At 33.8% G+C, this 18,886-nt stretch carries 21 protein-coding genes and 1 tRNA gene; 12 read left to right on the plus strand and 10 right to left on the minus strand.

Features of this window, described 5'->3' with window-relative positions; translation table 11 throughout:
* Positions 1 to 18: 18 nt before the first annotated feature.
* Entirely contained in the window at positions 19 to 792 is a 774-nt protein-coding gene (panB, locus tag DNJ73_RS07290; RefSeq protein WP_158467048.1) for a 3-methyl-2-oxobutanoate hydroxymethyltransferase, read from the plus strand.
* On the opposite strand, the gene hemW is transcribed toward panB, so the two are convergent.
* On the minus strand, positions 779 to 2,008 hold the full coding sequence (hemW, locus tag DNJ73_RS07295; RefSeq protein WP_158467049.1) for a radical SAM family heme chaperone HemW: 1,230 nt from the start codon (positions 2,006 to 2,008) through the stop codon (positions 779 to 781). The genes panB and hemW overlap by 14 nt on opposite strands.
* Positions 2,009 to 2,116: 108 nt before the next feature.
* Here hemW and DNJ73_RS07300 point away from each other — a divergent pair, with 108 nt between their 5' ends.
* From DNJ73_RS07300 to cbiB, 5 genes are all read left to right on the plus strand, one after another.
* Positions 2,117 to 3,226, plus strand: a complete 1,110-nt coding sequence (locus tag DNJ73_RS07300) for a PIN/TRAM domain-containing protein (protein WP_158467050.1) — start codon at positions 2,117 to 2,119, stop codon at positions 3,224 to 3,226.
* Between the two features lie 38 nt (positions 3,227 to 3,264).
* The gene (locus DNJ73_RS07305; RefSeq protein ID WP_158467051.1) at positions 3,265 to 3,939 is read left to right on the plus strand and encodes an ATP-dependent Clp protease proteolytic subunit; all 675 of its coding nucleotides are present in this window, start codon (positions 3,265 to 3,267) and stop codon (positions 3,937 to 3,939) included.
* A gap of 69 nt (positions 3,940 to 4,008) precedes the next feature.
* A complete protein-coding gene (locus tag DNJ73_RS07310; protein ID WP_011295228.1) occupies positions 4,009 to 4,611 on the plus strand; it encodes an ATP-dependent Clp protease proteolytic subunit in 603 nt (200 codons plus the stop codon).
* 127 nt (positions 4,612 to 4,738) lie between these two features.
* A complete protein-coding gene (ilvC, locus tag DNJ73_RS07315; protein ID WP_158467052.1) occupies positions 4,739 to 5,734 on the plus strand; it encodes a ketol-acid reductoisomerase in 996 nt (331 codons plus the stop codon).
* A gap of 16 nt (positions 5,735 to 5,750) precedes the next feature.
* Positions 5,751 to 6,746, plus strand: coding sequence for an adenosylcobinamide-phosphate synthase CbiB (gene cbiB / locus DNJ73_RS07320; RefSeq protein ID WP_158467053.1), 996 nt, complete (start codon positions 5,751 to 5,753; stop codon positions 6,744 to 6,746).
* A gap of 2 nt (positions 6,747 to 6,748) precedes the next feature.
* Here cbiB and DNJ73_RS07325 read toward each other — a convergent pair whose 3' ends face one another.
* The 3 genes from DNJ73_RS07325 to DNJ73_RS07335 all read right to left on the minus strand — a co-directional run bounded on the left by DNJ73_RS07325 (position 6,749) and on the right by DNJ73_RS07335 (position 9,373).
* Positions 6,749 to 7,501, minus strand: coding sequence for a sugar transferase (locus DNJ73_RS07325; RefSeq protein WP_158467054.1), 753 nt, complete (start codon positions 7,499 to 7,501; stop codon positions 6,749 to 6,751).
* 67 nt (positions 7,502 to 7,568) lie between these two features.
* Complete coding sequence (locus tag DNJ73_RS07330; RefSeq protein ID WP_158467055.1) at positions 7,569 to 8,786, minus strand: glycosyltransferase; 1,218 nt, start codon at positions 8,784 to 8,786, stop codon at positions 7,569 to 7,571.
* Positions 8,787 to 8,920: 134 nt separating this feature from the next.
* Positions 8,921 to 9,373 carry an NAD(P)H-quinone oxidoreductase NdhF gene (locus tag DNJ73_RS07335; RefSeq protein ID WP_158467056.1) on the minus strand — a complete coding sequence of 151 codons (453 nt, stop codon included), beginning with the start codon at positions 9,371 to 9,373 and terminating at the stop codon, positions 8,921 to 8,923.
* A 487-nt stretch (positions 9,374 to 9,860) separates the two neighbouring features.
* Between DNJ73_RS07335 and DNJ73_RS07340 the strand changes: the two genes are divergently transcribed.
* Positions 9,861 to 10,154: a high light inducible protein gene (locus DNJ73_RS07340; RefSeq protein WP_158467057.1), complete on the plus strand. Its 294-nt coding sequence runs from the start codon at positions 9,861 to 9,863 to the stop codon at positions 10,152 to 10,154.
* A gap of 260 nt (positions 10,155 to 10,414) precedes the next feature.
* On the opposite strand, the gene DNJ73_RS07350 is transcribed toward DNJ73_RS07340, so the two are convergent.
* From DNJ73_RS07350 to DNJ73_RS07370, 5 genes are all read right to left on the minus strand, one after another.
* Positions 10,415 to 10,654 carry a hypothetical protein gene (locus tag DNJ73_RS07350; protein WP_158467059.1) on the minus strand — a complete coding sequence of 80 codons (240 nt, stop codon included), beginning with the start codon at positions 10,652 to 10,654 and terminating at the stop codon, positions 10,415 to 10,417.
* A gap of 55 nt (positions 10,655 to 10,709) precedes the next feature.
* On the minus strand, positions 10,710 to 10,892 hold the full coding sequence (locus DNJ73_RS07355) for a hypothetical protein (RefSeq protein ID WP_158467060.1): 183 nt from the start codon (positions 10,890 to 10,892) through the stop codon (positions 10,710 to 10,712).
* A gap of 167 nt (positions 10,893 to 11,059) precedes the next feature.
* Positions 11,060 to 11,335 carry a hypothetical protein gene (locus DNJ73_RS07360; protein ID WP_158467061.1) on the minus strand — a complete coding sequence of 92 codons (276 nt, stop codon included), beginning with the start codon at positions 11,333 to 11,335 and terminating at the stop codon, positions 11,060 to 11,062.
* 146 nt (positions 11,336 to 11,481) lie between these two features.
* On the minus strand, positions 11,482 to 11,694 hold the full coding sequence (locus DNJ73_RS10235) for a hypothetical protein (protein ID WP_257473415.1): 213 nt from the start codon (positions 11,692 to 11,694) through the stop codon (positions 11,482 to 11,484).
* Positions 11,695 to 11,997: 303 nt separating this feature from the next.
* Positions 11,998 to 12,273, minus strand: coding sequence for an HU family DNA-binding protein (locus DNJ73_RS07370; protein ID WP_011295240.1), 276 nt, complete (start codon positions 12,271 to 12,273; stop codon positions 11,998 to 12,000).
* Positions 12,274 to 13,047: 774 nt separating this feature from the next.
* Between DNJ73_RS07370 and DNJ73_RS07375 the strand changes: the two genes are divergently transcribed.
* Complete coding sequence (locus DNJ73_RS07375; RefSeq protein ID WP_158467063.1) at positions 13,048 to 15,105, plus strand: glycogen debranching protein; 2,058 nt, start codon at positions 13,048 to 13,050, stop codon at positions 15,103 to 15,105.
* Positions 15,106 to 15,117: 12 nt separating this feature from the next.
* Here DNJ73_RS07375 and DNJ73_RS07380 read toward each other — a convergent pair.
* Positions 15,118 to 15,188 (minus strand) — tRNA-Gly (locus DNJ73_RS07380).
* A 133-nt stretch (positions 15,189 to 15,321) separates the two neighbouring features.
* Here DNJ73_RS07380 and DNJ73_RS07385 point away from each other — a divergent pair.
* The 4 genes from DNJ73_RS07385 to DNJ73_RS07400 are packed head-to-tail and all read left to right on the plus strand — an operon-like array spanning position 15,322 to position 18,886.
* Positions 15,322 to 16,659 carry an MFS transporter gene (locus tag DNJ73_RS07385; protein ID WP_158467064.1) on the plus strand — a complete coding sequence of 446 codons (1,338 nt, stop codon included), beginning with the start codon at positions 15,322 to 15,324 and terminating at the stop codon, positions 16,657 to 16,659.
* Between the two features lie 3 nt (positions 16,660 to 16,662).
* Positions 16,663 to 17,409 (plus strand): MlaE family ABC transporter permease, encoded by a 747-nt coding sequence (locus DNJ73_RS07390; RefSeq protein WP_158467065.1) that lies wholly within the window; start codon positions 16,663 to 16,665, stop codon positions 17,407 to 17,409.
* A gap of 5 nt (positions 17,410 to 17,414) precedes the next feature.
* A complete protein-coding gene (locus DNJ73_RS07395) occupies positions 17,415 to 17,843 on the plus strand; it encodes a DUF3119 family protein (RefSeq protein WP_158467066.1) in 429 nt (142 codons plus the stop codon).
* 14 nt (positions 17,844 to 17,857) lie between these two features.
* Positions 17,858 to 18,886, plus strand: coding sequence for a DUF3086 domain-containing protein (locus tag DNJ73_RS07400; RefSeq protein WP_158467067.1), 1,029 nt, complete (start codon positions 17,858 to 17,860; stop codon positions 18,884 to 18,886).

An 18,886-nucleotide genomic window follows, 5' to 3' on the forward strand; every position in this document is an offset into this window, starting at 1 on the left:
CACGTTATTAAGAATTAAATGCAAACCACAGAATTGGTTCGTTTTAAAGAATCAGGTAAACAGATAACTGTACTAACTGCATGGGATGCGATTTCATCCTCAATAGTCGAAGCCTCAGGAGCTGATGTTGTTCTCGTAGGAGATTCACTTGGAATGGTTGTTTTGGGCCACAAAACAACTCTTCCTGTAACACTTGATCAAATGCTTCATCACACAAAAGCTGTTTGCAGAGGTTTTTGTAACCCTCTCGCGAAACAACCATTGGTAGTTTGTGATCTCCCTTTCCTAAGTTATCAATGTGGAGAAGACAAGGCTGTAGAAGCGGCAGGAACTCTCCTGAAAAATTCCTGTGCTTCAGCCGTTAAGCTTGAAGGAGCGGAGCCTGAGACTTTATTAGTAATTCAAAGACTTATAAGAACGGGAATCCCTGTAATGGGTCATCTTGGCTTAACACCGCAATCAGTTCATCAACTTGGGTATAAATCTCAAGCAACCAATAAAGATAGTCAAGATAAAATTCTTAAAGACTCCGAAATGCTTCAAGAATCTGGGTGTTTTGCTTTAGTTGTGGAACATATTCCAGGAAAAATAGCCAGTAGATTAAAAAAACTTTTATCCATTCCCGTAATTGGCATTGGAGCGGGGAATGATTGCGATGGGCAGGTAAGAGTTACAGCGGATATTCTTGGCCTCTCAATTGAACAGCCTCCTTTTGCAAAGCCTTTACTTGCAGGACGAGAACTTTGCATTGACGCTCTAAAAAATTGGATTGAATCGATTAATCCAAAGTGAGAGAATCCCACCATAAAAACATCTGAATCAAAATCTGATTGCTAATCTGCATTCCTTTAGGGTCACTCAAGCAATACCTTCCATTTTTTTTTAATAAATAACCTTCCGTCAAAAAAGTTATCCAATATTTCTCCAATAATCTTAAGTTTTTTTCGCATTCCTTTTGGGTCCATCCAACACTTTTTGCAAGTTCCTCAAAATGAACACCTTCTCTTCTTCTGAGACCGATCATCAATAGTTCATCCAATGGCATTCGACTTGATTCCTCATTAAACAAAGTTTTTTCTAATAGTTGACTTTCTTGTTTCTCAACCCATTTTTTATAACTAACGATTGTTCGGGGTCTAGAAAATCTCTTTCCCCAAGGAGAACTTGTTGCTCCCATACCAAATCCCCACCATCCAGAGCCAGCCCAATACATACGATTATGGCGAGATGCATGGCCAGGTAAAGAATAACTTGAGATCTCGTATCGAGAAAAACCTCTGCTTTTAAGATATTTATTAGTTTCCAAATCTATTTTTTGAGCTAAGGATTCATTTGGTATTTTCAAAAGTCCTTTTTTATGTCTTCTACCAAAAACTGTCTCTGGCTCGATAGTTAAATCATAAATTGATAAATGAGGTGCTTCAGTTTGAACTGCTTGTTCCAACTCACAAAGCCATTTTGTCAAATTTAAACCTGGAAGATTTTGAATCAAATCTAGGCTCCAGCTTCTTAACATTCCCTCTTTAAATAAATTATTTAGCCAATTGCAAGCCTCTATTAATTGTGAACGATTATGCTTTCTACCTATTGAAGATAAGGTGGTGTCATCAAAAGCCTGGCCACCTAAACTCATTCTATTAATTCCAATTTCTAAATATCCTTTAAGTTCATTTTCTAAAAATGTTGCTGGATCAACCTCCATAGTTATCTCCACACCATCCTGAAATCCAAATTTTCGTTTGAGTTGTTTTAATAAATCGTCCAATTCATTTTTTTTCAATAAAGAAGGTGTTCCTCCTCCCAAATAGACGGTTGAGAGAGCAGGGCCCTTTGGAGCAATAGAAATCTCTCTATGAAGTAAATCTAAATATGCGTTAATGGAAGTTATCCCTGGACTGCCTAAAGCTTCAGCGCTATCACCTAAAGGGATAATCGAAAAATCACAGTAAAAACATCTTTTATGGCAAAAAGGTATATGGACATATGCACTTCTCGGTGGAGTTACCATTTGAGCTTTAGATATACAAACGCAAATAAAAGGTCATTTTTGCAATCCAAATCTTTGAAAATAAATAAAGCTTTAGTAAAAAACGAGAAGCAAGCATAACCTGAATATATGGCAGACTTAGTTATTCTGGTTTTATTTCTTATTTCAGGGGCAATCACCGGCTGGATTGGGGTGAATTGGTTGCCTAAAGAAACTTTAGACCAAATCACTAATTTAAAAAATTTAAAAATTGCTTTATCCGGTCTAACAGCGCTTGTTGGTCTTTTAATAGCGTTTCTTTTCCAACAGTTTAGAAATCAACTAACTAAAAAAATTAGAACTATGCCCACAGATCTACTTATAAGTAGATCTGTGGGCATAGTTCTTGGACTTTTAATAGCAGCACTTTTATTAGTACCTGTATTACTATTACCTTTACCAACTGAATTATTTTTTGTAAAGCCTATATTTGCTGTACTTAGCAACATTTTTTTTGGCGTACTTGGATATAACCTTGCTGATGTTCATGGAAGAACAGTTTTACGTCTTTTTAATCCAAATAGCACGGAATCATTATTAATGGCAGATGGAATACTTACTCCAGCCAGTGCAAAAGTTTTAGACACTAGTGTGATAATTGATGGTCGGATTCAGGCCCTACTAAGATTTGGATTAATTGAAGGACAGTTAATTGTAGCCCAGTCAGTTATGGATGAACTCCAAAAATTAGCTGATTCAAGTAACAATGAAAAAAGAGGAAAAGGACGAAGAGGTCTTAAATTATTAAACCAATTAAGAGAAAGTTATGGAAGAAGATTAGTTATAAACAGTACAAAATATGAAGGAGAGGGAGCAGATGAAATCCTTTTAAAATTAACATCGGATATTTCAGGAATATTAATTACTGTTGATTACAACTTATCTCAGGTAGCTCAAGTACAAGAAATAAAAGTTCTGAACCTTAGTGATCTAGTTCTTGCAGTCAGGCCTGAAGTTCAACCTGGTGAAAAGTTAAATTTAAAAGTAGTTAGAGAAGGTAAAGAAAATTCACAAGGTATTGCCTATCTTGAAGATGGCACAATGGTAGTTATCGAGGAGGGTCTCCAATGGATTGGTAAAAGAATAGAAGTAGTTGTGACTGGAGCGTTACAGACACCAACAGGCCGAATGGTTTTTAGTAAGGCATCCAATGATCAGCCCCCAAACAAATTTGAAACAACAAAAGCATCTCAAGGCTAGATCTAGCTAGGCTCGAATCCAAGAAGACTTAACTTCATATGACTGCATCTTCTCCGTACTATGGCGATTCAGCCGTAATGAGAACTCCACCACCTGATTTACCATCACTTCTTTTAAAAGAAAGGATAGTTTATTTAGGCTTACCTCTATTTTCTGATGATGATGCCAAAAGGCAACTGGGAATGGATGTAACTGAACTAATTATTGCTCAACTTCTTTTTCTGGAATTTGATAATGCAGAGAAACCTATTTATTTCTACATAAACTCAACTGGAACAAGTTGGTACACAGGAGATGCCATTGGATTTGAAACAGAAGCCTTTGCAATTTGCGACACTCTTAGATATGTCAAACCTCCGGTTCATACAATTTGCATAGGTCAAGCAATGGGCACAGCCGCAGTAATTCTCTCAGCTGGAACAAAAGGACAAAGAGCAGCATTACCTCATGCTTCAATTGTCCTTCATCAGCCCAGAAGTGGGGCGCAAGGCCAAGCAACTGATATTCAAATTAGAGCAAAGGAAGTCATACACAATAAGAAATCAATGTTAGAAATTCTTAGTCAAAACACTGGAAGATCAGTAGCTCAATTATCCAAAGACTCCGATAGAATGAGTTATCTCAACCCTCATGAAGCAGTTGAGTATGGGGTCATAGATCGCGTACTTACAAGTAGAAAAGACCTGCCAAGCGAAAATGTTTTACCCAAATAACTAATTTAAAGTTTTTCGAAAATTTTTTTAAATCATTATTAACACCAACCTTTCAACATTTATTAAGTCATGCCAATAGGTACTCCAAGCGTTCCATACCGCCTTCCAGGAAGCCAATTCGAAAGATGGGTGGATATTTACACAAGACTTGGTGCAGAGAGGATTCTATTTCTTGGTCAAGAAGTAAATGACGGCATTGCAAATAGCCTCGTAGCGCAAATGCTTTATCTTGATTCTGAAGACAGTAGTAAGCCTATCTATTTGTATATCAATAGTCCTGGTGGGTCAGTAACTGCTGGCTTAGCGATTTATGACACTATGAAATATGTAAAAAGCGACTTAGTTACCATTTGTGTTGGTTTAGCCGCCTCAATGGGTGCTTTTCTACTTTCTGCTGGAACAAAAGGCAAAAGGCTTGCACTACCTCATAGCAGAATCATGATTCACCAGCCACTTGGTGGTACTGCTCAAAGACAGGCAAGCGATATAGAAATTGAAGCGCGTGAAATTCTGAGAATAAAAGAAATGCTAAATAAATCTATGGCAGAGATGACTGGACAAACATATGAAAAAATAGAAAAAGATACTGATCGAGATTACTTTTTGAGCGCAGAAGAAGCCAAAAATTATGGTCTAATCGACCGAGTAATAACTCATCCAAGTGAAAGTTGATTTAAAAAGTTTTGTGGGATATTTATTAAATTGTCTTGATAGAAAAAAAATATATCAATGAAAGTGGTTTCAATAGCACTCTATTTCGTAAGCTCAGCCTAAATACAGTTCTGAAATACCCAATCAGATGGCAAAACTTTTTTACGACTCAGATGCAGACCTAAGTCTTCTTCAAAATAAAACCGTTGCAATTATTGGCTATGGATCTCAAGGCCATGCTCATGCACTCAATCTAAAAGATAGTGGCATCAAAGTTATAGTAGGTCTTTATGAAGGAAGTCGATCAGCCAGTAAAGCGACTTCTGATGGATTGGAAGTATTAAGCGTCTCAGAAGCATCCGAAAGGGCAGATTGGATAATGATTCTTTTGCCTGATGAATTCCAAAAAGATGTATATAACAAAGAAATCGCCCCTCACTTGAAACCAGGAAAAATACTAAGCTTTGCGCATGGGTTCAATATTCGTTTTGAGTTAATAAAGCCACCTGAATTTGTTGATGTTGTAATGATTGCCCCAAAAGGACCAGGTCACACAGTCAGATGGGAATATCAAAATGGTCAAGGGGTTCCTGCTTTATTTGCCATTGAACAAGATGCATCAGGGAAAGCCAGATCTTTAGCAATGGCATATGCAAAAGGTATTGGAGGAACACGTGCTGGGATTTTAGAAACAAATTTCAAAGAAGAAACAGAAACTGATCTATTTGGAGAACAAGCAGTTTTATGTGGAGGCTTATCAGAATTAGTTAAAGCTGGTTTTGAAACACTTGTAGAGGCAGGCTATCAACCTGAATTGGCCTACTTCGAATGCTTACATGAAGTCAAATTAATTGTTGATCTTATGGTTAAAGGGGGACTGACAGCAATGAGAGATTCAATTTCAAATACAGCTGAATACGGAGATTATGTGAGCGGCCCAAGGTTGATTACCAAAGAAACAAAAGAAGAGATGAAAAATATTCTTGCCGATATTCAAGATGGTACTTTTGCTAAAAACTTTGTGAAAGAATGCGATGAAGGGAAACCAGAAATGAAAAGAATTCGCCAGAAAGACTCAGAACTCCCAATAGAGCAAGTAGGCAAAACACTTCGCTCCATGTTTAGTTGGCTTCAATCAGACTGAAAACATCATTAACTTAATCTTAGTTGCTATTTTTCTTGATCTTTTAATTGGTGATCCCAAAAGCTTGCCACACCCAGTCGAATTAATGGGTGTGGTTATTAATTTTCTACAAGAATTAGCTGAAAGAATAGCAAAAGATAATAAATCTAAGCTATTCATTGGAGGTATAATAATTACATTTATAGTCACATTCTTGAGTGGAATATCTGGATGGATTATTGAAAGATTATTTTTATTCTTCAAAATAGAAAATCCTATTATTAGTTCACTATTATTCGCTTTTGTTTTAAGTAGTTCGCTTGCTTCAAGAAGTCTTAATACAAGCATTTATGAGATTATAAATTTGATTAACCATAAAGATCTCAGATATGATCTAAATAATATAAGACAAAAGTTAAGTTTTATAGTTGGTAGGGATGTTGAGAATTTAGATGAGAATGAAATTCTTAGAGCTTCTGCAGAAACTGCAAGCGAAAATTCTGTTGATGGTATTTTCGCTCCTCTATTTTGGATGTTTTTAGGAACAATATCCTGGAAATTGAATCATTTTATGCCTGGGCCATTAGCAATGGCTTGGATCTTTAAAGCATCTAGTACTATTGATTCTATGCTGGGATATAAAGAAGGCAAACTAAAATGGCTTGGATTCACTGGAGCGAAACTAGATGACTTAATGACTTGGATTCCTTCAAGAATTGTATTAATTACGCTTCCTTTTTGCTGTATAAAAAAACAATCAATTTTTAAAACAGTAAGGCTGGCTTGGAAAGATGGGATAGTTGATTCATCCCCAAACTCAGGAATTTCTGAAGCAATATTTGCTTATTGTGCAGAGGTGAGAATGGGAGGGACTAATTACTATAAAGGCAAGCAAAAGATAAAGCCCCTAATTGCGAAATCTTATCCAATAGCAAATATAAATTCAGTAAAAAAAATACTTAGTCTAAGTCTTAGACTTCAATTTGCTTGGATTTTAATTATTATACTAATTACAAAATTGTTAAATTTGTAAACTCAAAAGGCACCTCTATCCATTGGAAAGAGTAAAACACCTAATGTAAGAATAATGATTTCCAAATCAAGTATAAAATTTCTATTTCTTGCATAAACCAAATCTAATTGAACCCTTTTTTTATAACTAAGATTATTTCGCCCACTAACTTGCCATAAACCTGTCAAACCTGGTCTCACAGATATTACTTCCTCCATGAAAAGACTATATTTATTAATTTCAGCACTAACGATTGGTCTCGGTCCAACAACACTCATCTCTCCTTTGAGAACATTAAAGAATTGAGGTAATTCATCGAGACTTGACCTTCTAAGAAATCTACCTAATTTTGTTATTCTGGGATCACGACGTAATTTAAAATCTTTTTCAAATTCCTTCCTCATAAGAGGATATTTCTCTAATAAATTTGGGAGTAATTCATCTGCATCTTTATACATTGTTCGGAACTTAATACATCCAAATTCTCTATAGTTTCTTCCTACTCTTTTTTGAATATAAAAAATCGAACCAGGAGAACTTAACTTCACTAATATTGCAATTAAAATAAATATTGGTGAACCTAGAGTTAAAACTAGTAAAGAAAAGACAACATCCCCTATTCTTTTTAATGATCGTCCGTAACGACTCTGATTTCTTATTATTTCTACCGCAGGTAAAGAGGAAGGTTCTTTAGATATTACTTCAAATGGAATTGTTGTAGAACCTTTACGGAACTCAGACCATCTTAATAATGATTTTCTAGGATTATTATGCACAAATTATTGAGTTAGTAAAATCAATTCTCCAATCTTTAAGCACTCTACTTAATGAGGATTTTCTTGATCACGACCTAAGGTCACTAGTAGCAATGTCACAAGAATTCTTATGCTCACTCCAAACTCTATTTATGGTTTTCTCCAATTTGAATTTAAATGAATCTTGTGAAAAAGAATTAGCCCAATCTCTAATTAATCCAGAATTAAATTCTCTCCAAAGTTTTTTTTCATTAAAAAATTCAATTGCCTCAACTAAAGACTTTACAGTCTGTTCATAGAACAATAGTCCAGTTGCATCTTTATCCTGATTAAAGTTCAGGCATTTCACAGTGTCTAAAACCCCTCCCTTCCCTAAAGCAATTACAGGAGCGCCCGAAGCCATTGCCTCAACAGGAGCAATTCCAAAGTCCTCAATACCAGCATAAACGAATGCTCGACATTGGCTCATTAAACTTTCAATCTTTTCCTTACTTTGAAAACCCAAAATTTTAACTGTTGGACCTGCAAGATCTTTTAAATATGATTTTTCAACTCCTTCGCCAACAACAACTAAAGGTAATTTAAGCCTATTAAAAGCTCTAACAAGTAAATCAACTCTTTTATTAGGAACTAATCTACAGACACTTAAATAGAAATCTTCTCTAGGCTTGTTCCATTCAAAACGATCTACATTTACTGGTGGATGTATAACTTCTGAGCGCCTTCTCCAATACTTCCAAATTCTCTTAGCAGTAAAATTAGAATTAGCAAGTAGGTAATCTATTCTTGAGCTACTTAATTGATCCCATTGTCTCAAAGTATGCAATTGCAATCTAATTAATGGTCCTAAACCTATTTTTCTTAAGAAAGATCGCTTCAAGTATATATTCATCTGATCCCAGGCATATCTCACAGGCGTATGCACATAACTAATATGAAGTTGATCAGGCGAAGTCAAAACACCCTTAGCGACAAGGTGACTACTACTTATAACCAATTTGTATCCTTCTAAATTAATTTGTTCAATTGCAAAAGGCAAAAGAGGTAAATATTGTTGAACATGTGATATACCGAATGGTAGTTTTTGGATAAAGCTTGTTTTTACTTTCCTATCAAATAACCAATTGCTTTTTAATAAACTCTCTTCATTCACTAATGAAAATATCTGTGGCTGAGATGCTTTTTCAGTTAACAACTCATCAATGATTTTAACAACATTTTCAGCGCCACCTGTAGATCGAGAAGTAAACCATTCATGGACTAAAGCAATATTTATTGGCAGATCTAAAGGTGAATTTACGCTCAAAGTAAAAACCTTAAATCATAAAAATTATTTTTATTTTATTACAAGTTAGATAATATGACAACCGACAATTAAAGTTTAACTTCCAAAAACCAAATTGTTCCTCATTAGACTCTTTAAATCATCAAATAAATTCTCTAAAAAGATATAGCTGTTTGATCTAAATATGTAATCAAAGGATCATATAAATTGTGGAATAAACTACCAGTAAAAGAGAAAAGATATGCTAAACCACTTAATAAGCCAAGGAAAATAAAATATCTAACATAGCCATTTCTTCTTTTTAACTTAATAACTGAAAAAATCATAATAAACAAGAAAAGTAAACCTATTAATTCTGAAAAAAGCAACGATGACTTATCAACCACTAATTCAAAATTGCTTACAAAAAGCAACTCGTTTCCTGATATATTATTTTTAAATAATATCAAGTTAATTATTTCAGAAAAAATAAGACTAGCAATAAGAAAATACGAAACTGGCTTTGTAAGCCTATTCATTGTTTTTCCAAAGCTCAATAAAAGAACTGCTATAGAAAGAGAAGCAATTATTGGAATCCCAGGAATCAACCAAGTAAGATTTAATAGCATGATTTTCAAATAAACTTCCTTGCATGAGCAAACTTAAGTTCTTTGATCAATTCTAGAAGGCCAAGAATAATAAGAACAATAGAAACTAATGAAAAGATAATTAGAAAAGCATTATTCATTATTTGAAAACGTATAATATTTTTCTAGCAAAGAAGTGTTCCTTAAACAAGCTATTAATTAATAGTAAAACAAAACTTAATAAGAAAAAGATATATTTTAAATATATCAAAACTTTTTCTTTATTTTCAAATTAACCGCATAAATAGCTAATATAGATTTTAAGATTTGATTTAAGTATGAAAGTTTACATATTATTATTCTCATTGATTATTTTTTTTTCAATTTTAGGTTTTCTTATAAATAAAGCTGAAGTTTACTCACTTTCGAAAAAGTCTAGGAGAATGATAAAATCTAGAAAAAAGAGGCATTGGAACAAAGTTTTAAAAAAATAGCTTATAATTTTATTGTATATATGTTTTTAATCCAAATGTCTGACATTGATTCAGAAATCAATAATCAAAATATAAATTCAGAGACAGGTAATATGAAAGAAATCGAACCCGTAAATGATCCTAAACAAAATGATCAAAGTCCAAACCTGAGTTCATATCCTAAATGGATTAACAATAAAGGCGAAGAAGTAAAACAAGTTTTTGGTTTTAATGAAAATGCTGAACTGGTTAATGCCAGAGTTGCTATGATTGGTTTTATAATGCTTATACTTACTGAACTAGCTTTTGCTGGAGAACCAGCAACTCAGAAAATTTTTGGGATTAGCTAGTATAGATATCATTATCTAATATCCGAAAATTAACTTAATCACTTACATTCCATGAGTAAAAAAACATTAGTTGGTATTTCGTATGTATCCGCTTGGATAATTATTTGGGGAACAATTGGTTCCCTAATTGATTTTTATTTCCTTCAAAATACATATCTTCCAGGCTCCTTAGGGCAATTTCTAACTTTTATAATTACAGCTATCATCTCATTAATAGTGGCTATATATATATTTCCCATAATAAATAAGAAATTTGTAAGTTAATAACGGTAACGTTTAATAACTTCTGAAGGTTGCTCATTAATCCCTTTCCTATATAAGAGCCATTGGTTTGTTTCAAGATCATGGTCACAACCAAGATCCTCTAATTCGACAGATTTCAACCTCATTTCATAATGGCATTGCTGATCAGCCTCAAAGGCTGACTTATAGCCAGTAAATAAGTAGAAAAATCCAAAAACTAGTGCTATTAAAGATATAAGCGCAATAGTTAACTTCATCAACTAAAAATAAATTATTGATTGTATTAACTATGATAATAGAAAAAATAAAGATTTATAATTTTTTTTCTGTTTCTAAAGGTATTTCGCATTCAGTTAAATCTTGATCATTCAAACGATCTAATATACGTACCATATCTATAGAGGAAAGCTCACCATTAGCCCCCCATTTAAGAGTTGTCTTTCTTTGTTGTGGTATTTTTATTGTTTTTTTAGCATCATTTTTCTTTTGTACCATTTCTACTAACTGCCTGTTTAAAAACATTAGAGTATTGGACTCGAATAAAAAAATCCTATAAAATTTTCTTATTCATTCTTTACTTTTATTTTCTCTTTAGTAGTATTTTCCTATTTTAAAAAGTTAAAATTTCATCTATTTGATTTAAAATCTAGGATTTCTTACCATTAACCACGACCAAAATTGTAAATAAAGTCTTGAAACGAAGGGCTATAAAAGTAAATAAGTACACTGATAACTAATACAACATTCAAACCAATTACTATTGAACCTATAATAACTCTTTGACGTTTACCAGGAACTTTATATTTCAAGCCAGCTGGCAGATTGACTAATACATCTGGATCTTGAGAGCTTGATTTCTTAAATTTATTTCCTTTGACCTTGTCAGTCTTAATTGCCTTATCATTAGTTTTTTTGGAATTAGAAGCTTTAGAGCCCATGTTCTTAGTTAGAATAAATTCTTTAAATTTGTTGTTCTAAGCTTACTTATATAAATCAAATAAAACCTATTTTGTTCTAGTTTTTCACATTATTTTCTTTACTGAAACAAAAGTCAAAATGCATGTTCTCAATTTATCGGTAACCTCTAGCAATATTTCTTCACAGCCTGAATAATATCTTTAGTATCATTTATTTTAAAATTAGAATTAATGATCATTATTAAATTAGCTTCCAAACCAAGTAATCTAGTTTGACAAGAAAACTTTTTATTCATTGCTGCATATTTTTGATAGTTATTTATTTTAATTAATGCTTCATTACAAGATTCAATATCTCTATGACAACTCCTTACTAGCATATCAATTACCAGATAATCAATTGATTCAAAAGCACTTAGGGGCTTAAAAGGTAAAAATAAATATATTAGAAAAATGAATAAAAATTTTATTTTTTTCAAGGAATAAATATTCACAGAATAATCCCCATTAAAACAAATTAATAATTTTTTGTATTTTTAAGAAAAAGTTTTTAGTCCAAAACAGGAGAATTTGTTCTTTATTCATACAAGGTCTAAAGATTTACAAAAAAAGGGACTCATATTTTAAAAGAGTCCCTTTATATAAGAAAAATTAATTAGGAAATGTTCTTTTCAAAAAATCAATTATCCCTGTACACGATCCTTAAACAATTTCCCAGCTGTAAAGGCAGGTACTCGCTTAGCTGGTATAGCAATCTTTTCTCCTGTTTTTGGGTTTAATCCTTGACGAGCGGAACGATCGCGAGGTTCAAAAGAACCAAACCCCAGAATGGAGACTTTCTTACCCTCCACTACAGAATCAATAATTGTATCTATGGCGGCATCAACTACCAGAGAGACGTCTGTTTTAGTTAGCTCTGTACGAGCTGCAACCAGGTTGACTAAATCTGCTTTGTTCATTGGAAAGATTGTATGTAGCAGGGAGTAAGAGGAAGAAAACCAATTAAGGAATTAGTTTCCAAAAAACTCAATCTTGCTAATCGTATGGAGCAAATCACTTGCCTGCAACCCAAAGGGCCTGTGGCAGTGAGCTTTCTAAAAAATATGTAAGCATTTTTTCTTGATGCAAAAATCTTTTTAAGATCCCTCAAACAATCTCGCAAATAAAATACAAATTTTCCATATCCCCTAGAAAGCCAGTGAGGTCAAGCCTTTTTAAAGATGGTTTTTCTGATTTATTAGTAAAAAAAGAACTAGCTTTCGCAATTAATTATTTTTTTTGACCAAAAATTAGTCATTTTATGAAGTTTGTCTGAATTAACAAAGGTCCGAAGAACAGCACATTTATTGGTATTACAAAATAATAACCACAAGAAAAAGAAGGGCCAGAAATGCCAAATCACACGTTTTTTAGCTCAAGGACGTCCATGTTGAAGCTATTTAAATTACAAAGTACTAATGGGTTTCCTCTAACAACGTTTTAAAAAATTTAAGAGGATGACATTATTTTGACCTAAATCCAATATCTACTAGTTTGAGGCAAAAAACAAAATCAGAAATCTGATTAGATTCTCGCGAAAAAAGGATTTAGAATTAATTCAAAGCTATGGTCATTTTCCCTAATCAAAGTTTCTCTCGAAAATGCTATTTTATTTTTCATAACTTGTTAAAACAAACTAAACAACTAAGTTGGATGAAAAGTTGTCTGATTACTAATTTGAAGGATAAAAACAATTGAGAAAAGTAAATGTTGGTTCAGCATGGCCTTTAGGTAGCTCAGTGACTCCTGATGGAGTTAATTTCTCCATAGCAGCTCCTCATGCATCAAACGTTGAATTACTAATCTTTCAAGATGAAAATGACGATCATCCAATAGAAATCATTTCTTTAGATCAGAAAAACAGATCTGGAGATTATTGGCACGTTGAACTTGAAGGGCTATCCGAAGGGGCCTTATATGGATATAAAATATCAAATGACAAGAGTAACCCTTTAATGGATAATCTTGTTTTAGATCCATGTGCCAGAGCAATTACAGGCTGGAGAAAATATAAAAGAAATCAAAAAAATAATCTCTCTACAGGTTATTGTCATTTCTTAAAAGGAGTAGTAACTAATAGAGACCAATTTGATTTTAAATCTCATCCAAGGCCTAAACATAAATGGAATAAAACGATTATCTATGAATTACATGTTGGTGGGTTTACTAAAAATCCAGATTCAAATATTAGTGATAATAAAAAAGGTACTTTTGTCGGGTTAATTGAAAAGATTCCTTATTTAAAAAATCTTGGAATAACAAGTATTGAATTACTTCCAATATTTGCTTTTGATTCTTCTGATGCTCCAGAAGGTTTAGAAAATTATTGGGGTTATAGCCCCATTAATTGGTTCACACCTCATCAAGGTTTTGTAGATGGGTACAACCCATTAGAAGCCCGTAAACAATTCAAACAATTTGTAGAAGTTTGCCACGATAATGGACTTGAAGTGTTGATTGATGTTGTATACAATCACACAACAGAAGGTAATCAAGATGGTCCAATTATAAGTTGGAAAAATTTTGGTCCTAAAACTTTTTACCATCAAGATGAGGAAGAAAATTATCAAGATGTAACCGGATGCGGAAATACTATTGCTGCAAATCGTCCTTTAGTTAGAAAATTAATATTAGAATCATTACACTGTTGGGCCGTAGAACTTGGAGTTGACGGATTTCGTTTTGACTTAGGTATTGCTTTAAGCAGAGGCGAAAATCTAATCCCTTTAGATGAACCTCCCCTATTTGAAGAAATTGAGATAGATCCTAAACTTAGTGATGTAAAGTTAATTAGCGAGCCCTGGGACTGCGGAGGTCTCTATAAATTAAGTAATTTCCCAGCAAGGAAATTCAGAACATGGAATGGTCATTTTAGAGATGATATTAGAAGATTTTGGAAGAGTGAGAAAGGTACAATTTGGCAACTTAAAGATAGATTAATAGGTAATAAATCACTTTATAATAATAATCTAGCGAACATATTTAGTATTAATTTCATCACTTCTCATGATGGATTCACCTTAAAGGATCTAGTAAGTTTTAACAAAAAACATAATCTTGCGAATGGGGAAAATAATAGAGATGGAGAGAATCATAATAATAGTTTTAATTACGGAGTTGAAGGACCTACTACTAATAAACAAATAAATAATTTGAGACAGCGACAACAAAGAAATCTTCTATCATCACTCCTTTTATCTCCTGGAATCCCAATGATGTTAATGGGTGATGAAGTAGGTAGAAGCCAAGGAGGTAATAACAACACATGGTGTCAAGACAACCCACTTGGATGGATGACTTGGGATCATCAAAATTGTGATCATGACTTAAAAGATTTTGTTATTAAGCTCATATCTCTTCGAAAACAACTATCAGAGTTTTTCAGTCCTTCTTTTGTACATATTGCTCACGAAGATAATTCAAAAGAAAAAACACCTGATTTATGGATTCAATGGCATGGAATTAAAGTTAATAAACCTGACTGGGGAGAATGGTCTCATACTCTTGGTTATAGCATCAATAAAAAGGATGAAGGCTCGGCGATATGGCTTGGATTTAATGCTTACAAAGAAACAATGGTTTTTGAGTTACCAAAACCAACTTCTCCATGGAAAAAATATATTGATACCTCTTTGTTAAAAAATAAAAATGTCTCTAAAAAACCTTTAGCTAATCAATCAAATATAAGTATGGAAAGTTACAGTCTTGTACTTTTGGTCGCAAATGAGTATTCCAAAAAAATTAAGCTATGAGAACAAAATTGAAGCGGGCGGCGGGAATCGAACCCGCATCATCAGCTTGGAAGGCTGAGGTTTTACCACTAAACTACGCCCGCGCTAATAAAAGAATATGTCCAGAAAACTGGATTATTCCCATTTAGCCTACATACATTATTACCTTCCGCCCCCCTCTTCTCAAAAAGATTGACGAATTCCAATAGGCTGATTAAAAAAAACCGCATAAGGCTCATGTTGTCTTATGGGTTGGGGGATTCCGGAACAGGACTTGCGTCGGCTCAATTTGGCTTTTATCTTTTCCCTTTCTTTACATGTGCTGCTGGCTTACCTCCTTGGATAGCAAGCTCTATTTTGATGATAATAAAACTGTGGGATGCAATAAATGATCCTTTAATTGGTTGGATGAGTGACCATACCCAATCCAGATGGGGGCCAAGACTACCTTGGATGATTGGGGCCTCACTTCCTTTAGGTATTTTTTTAGCCGCAATGTGGTGGATTCCAAGTGATTACACAATTAAAGAAAAAACTGCTTACTACATTTGTACATCAATTCTTTTCATGACAGCTTATACATCTGTCAATCTTCCATATGGTGCATTGTCAACAGAACTTAGTGAAGATGAGAATGTTAGAACCAGACTGAATGCTGCAAGATTTACTGGATCAATACTAGCTTCCTTATCAGGACTAATTGTAGGGGCAATATATTTAACAAAAGGAGATGAAGGTTACTTAACAATGGGGCGAATATCTGGCACTATTGTTACGCTGATTACTTTACTTTCTACCTGGGGGTTAGCTCCATTTGCAAAGGTTGCGAGGAAGCCAATCAATAAAGTACAGCCAATCAAAAGTCAATTTAATCGTATTCTAAATAATAAAATATTTATAAAAGTTATTTATCTTTATTTACTTCTATGGTGTGGTCTTCAATTAATGCAAACAGTTTCATTAATATATCTTCAGCAAGTCATGAATGTTCCAAGAGGAATATCGTTTTGGATTATAATTCCTTTTCAAATAAGTGCCCTATTAGGGCTACAAGTTTGGAGCTTTTATTCTAATAAATATGGAAGAATTAAAGCCTTGAAAAGAGGTGGGATAATATGGATTAGTGGTTGCTTAATTGCAATGTTATTACCTCCATTATCAAATAATTTTGCAATTAATAGTTTAAATATAGACCTCATAAAAATGTTAGTTTTATTTATAACTATCTTATTTGTTGGTTTTGGTGCATCAACTGCATATCTAATACCTTGGTCTTTATTACCAGATGCTATTGATCATGATCCAGAAAAAGCGGCTGGAATCTATACAGCCTGGATGGTTTTATGCCAAAAATTAGGGATTGCTTTAAGCGTAGGATTATTCGGATATCTTTTAACTTTTGCTGGATTTAAAGAAGGCGCCTGTCAGGAAATTATTAATATTACTCAGCCAGATTCTGCATTAATAACTGTAAGAATTTGCATGGGTTTAATACCCTCAATCCTTGTATATTGGGGACTATTGATTATGAGAGACTGGAAAGATAGAGAAGAAACTCAACAAATAAAGGTTTGATTTATGAATTCACCTAGATGGGTAAAAAGATTTGGAGCGAGTCTTTTAATAGGGGGACAAGCTATCACTTCAACAGTTAGAGGGCGAATAAACAAATCAGACTTGTTCGATCAACTAATGGAGGCAGGTCCAGGAAGTTTTTTAATAGTTTTAATTACAGGCATTGCGGCTGGAACAGTGTTTAACATTCAAGTTGCAGCAGAATTAAGTAAACAAGGCTTAGGTTCTGAAGTTGGCGGTCTTTTAGCAATTGGAATGGCTAGAGAGATAGCGCCATTACTTACTGCAACTCTTCTTACTGGCAAAGTTGCCACTGCTTATGCCGCTCAAATAGGCACGATGAAAGTTACCGAGCAGATTGATGCCATCACAATGCTACAAACCGATCCGGTCGAATATTTAGTTGTTCCAAGAATTTGTGCAATGGTTTTAATGGCACCTATCCAATGCTTATTCTTTTTTACTGTTGCCTTATATAGCGGTCAAATCAGTAGCACTATTCTCTATCAAATTCCACCAAGCATCTTTTGGAATTCAGTACGAGAATGGCTGATAACATCTGATCTGCCATATATGCTTGTGAAAGCATTAGTATTTGGCCTCTTGATCGCAATTATTGCTTGTGGATGGGGTCTAACTACTAGAGGTGGACCCAAAGAAGTAGGATCCAGTACTACTGGGGCAGTAGTAATGACTTTAATAACAGTTTCTTTAGTAGATGTTTTACTCACCCAAGTTCTTTTTGGTTAAAAACAATGACTTCTCAAAATCCTAATGATGAAAATAGTGTGATTTTGTCGCCTTCGTATCGTTTACCCATCTTAATAATTTTAATAGGCTTATTATTTTTAATATCACCCTTCCATCCTTGGCCATCAATCTTAATTAGCAGTTTTGGTTTTTTTCTATTACTACAATCTTTTACATTAAAATTGAAATTTACTAATGACGATTTAATAGTCATGCAATTGGGTAAAGAATTACGAAGATTTCCTTTTAAGAATTGGATAGCATGGAGAATTCTATTGCCTCAATTACCAGGTTTTCTTTACTTTAGAGAAGAAGCAAGCCCTCATCTATTGCCTATACTTTTTGATGTCAACTCATTAGAAGAACAGTTAAGGTTAAGAGTTAAAGATTTAGAAATAGAAAAAGCAGTAGAATCATCAAAATCTAAAACTTAATTGAAGTTTGAAATATGGAATCTGAAGAAACTCTATCTCTAGAAAAACAAAATTCACAAAAGAATATTTCTTTGGAAAATTCTTCACCAGAAAAAATTCCACCTGTAATGCCTAATGAAAAACAAACTAAATCACCAACTATAAATATTCCAGAAAACAATCAAAAACCTTCTAATGAACAGACAAATTCCCTCATTAATCTTGCTCTTAAAGATCTTCAGCTTTCACGTGAGAAATTAGAAAAAGAATTGGAAGAACTTTCTAAAAAGAAAGAACAAATTGAAATAGAGCTTAAGAGCTCTTTTTCTGGACAATCTGATTCAATTGCTCGAAAGGTTAAGGGTTTCCAGGAATATTTAACTGGAGCCTTGCAAGACCTAGCTCAATCTGCGGAGCAACTAGAGCTTGTTGTACCACCAGTAATAGTTAAGCCATCTCCTCTTGACGAAACTAAAAGAACAGAGTCTTCCAAAGAGCAAGAGTATGTACCGGCAGTTTCTGATACTTTCAAACCTGATGAGAATTTAATAAGAAGGTGTTTTAATCAATTTCTTGAACAACCCGATTTCTATGCAGAGCCATGGAAACTCAGAAGAAGTCTTGAATCTAATGATATCGAAATGCTTGAAGATTGGTTCTTCAGTATGGGAGGTAGAGGTGCTCAACCAAGTAGAGGTAATAGATCAAAAAACGCTTTAATTGCAGCAAGTATAATTGCGATATTAGGCGAGATATATGGCGATCAATTTCAGACTTTAGTTTTAGCTAGTCAGCCAGAGCGTCTTGGGGAGTGGAGAAGATGTCTCCAGGATGCCTTAGGCCTTAACCGGGAGGATTTTGGACCTAACAGCGGGATAGTACTTTTCGAAAGATCTGATGGACTAGTTGAGAGAGCAGATCGTTTAGAAGAAAGAGGAGAGTTGCCTTTTATAATCATTGATGCCGCTGAAATAAATGTAGAAATTCCAATTCTTCAATTTCCCATATGGCTTGCTTTTGCAGGGAGTCCCAATGAGATTTTTGAAGAAGATGAATTACTATAA

Source organism: Prochlorococcus marinus XMU1408 (assembly GCF_003208055.1).
Taxonomy (GTDB): Bacteria; Cyanobacteriota; Cyanobacteriia; order PCC-6307; family Cyanobiaceae; genus Prochlorococcus_B; species Prochlorococcus_B marinus_A.